This is a genomic window from Halomonas sp. 707D4 (assembly GCF_024158685.1).
GTDB lineage: Bacteria > Pseudomonadota > Gammaproteobacteria > Pseudomonadales > Halomonadaceae > Vreelandella.
In genome coordinates, this window is record NZ_JAMZBD010000693.1 from 1 (window position 1) to 1,231 (window position 1,231).

General features: G+C 68.4%; 2 protein-coding genes. Both read left to right on the forward strand.

Translation table 11 applies throughout. The annotated features are described in order from the left end of the window. Window positions 1-1,020: hypothetical protein (locus BIS11_RS17955; protein WP_253586777.1), on the forward strand; the 1,020-nt coding region annotated here is incomplete at its 5' end. Continuing rightward, on the forward strand, window positions 1,017-1,231 hold a 215-nt coding region (locus tag BIS11_RS17960), incomplete at its 3' end, for a hypothetical protein (protein WP_253586778.1). The genes BIS11_RS17955 and BIS11_RS17960, both read left to right, overlap by 4 nt.

The following is a 1,231-nucleotide window of genomic DNA, read 5'->3' on the forward strand; positions in this document are numbered from 1 at the left end:
AACGGCGGGCTTGAGTCCTACGGAGACGGCGTGATGACGCTGGGCGTGATCGACGCCAGCGAGCAGTTGAACGAGCCGATCGACACGGGGCAGTTGCCTGACGACGGCGGCCCGGTGCCGCTGCTGCTGGGGCAGTGCTTCAACGTACCGGTGCACCGCGTGGACACCGCGACGCTGCGCTATCGGGTGGGTTATCTGCCGCTGCTGAGTGTGACGCCACGCGACATCGGCAACCCGGTACCGCATACCGCGCACCTGGCCGACGGGGCGTTCACTCTGGAGAACCACCCGGGCAACGGCAGCGAGATCACCGCTGGCGCGCACGAGCAGCACGATACGCCGATGGCGATCGTGCAGTGGGTGGCGGACTACTACGGCAAACAGGTCTCCCCCGAGACTGTGCTGCCCGATGTGACCGTCGGCTATTACGGCACGGGCGAGGTCAGCGGGGCGCAGATTCTCGACGCCCTGCAGGAGACGCTGGGCGCCGGCTGGCATCTCGACGCGCTCGACAGGATCGACATGCGAGTGTTCGACGCCCCGGGCGACGAGGTAGCGCTGGTGCTGACGGTCGATAACGTGCAGCGCAACACACTCGCGCTCGACGGCGTAGAGCCGCCCTGGTCGGGCTTGACGCTGCGCTGGGGGCGCAACGATGCCGCGCTGCGCACGGTTGCCGAGGTGATCAACCAGGACGACCCGGCACTGGCGGCGCGGCTGGCGCAGGAATGGCGCGACAGCATCGGCGAGCAGGAGTTGCCCGGGCACCCGCTGGCCTCGGATGAAACGGTGTCGACGTTGCTGCAGGACGGAGAGGCGGCGCAGGCCGAGCGCGACCGACGGCTGGCGTACCATGCCGTGCGCCGCGAGCGCTGGCGCTTCACGACGTACCTGCCCACCGTGCCGCTGTACCAGGCCGTCACCGTCAACGTGCCGCCCCTGGTCGGGCGGGTGGGCCGCGTATCCGCCGTGCGTCTCGAGCGCGCGGGCGGCAAGGCCGAAGTGGAGATCATTCTGTGAGCCGAACAACGAACATCCGGCTGGTGCTCGAGAACGCGTTCGATGCCGCCGCGCTGACGGTGAACCAGGCCGCCCCGGGCACACCCGTCGAGAACCTGCAACGCGACGATCGCGCCGAGATCTATCGGAGCGCTGACACCGGGTTGATCGTGATTGAGGGCCTGCTCACTGCGGCGGCATTCGTCGATAGCCTCTCGATACTGCGCCACAA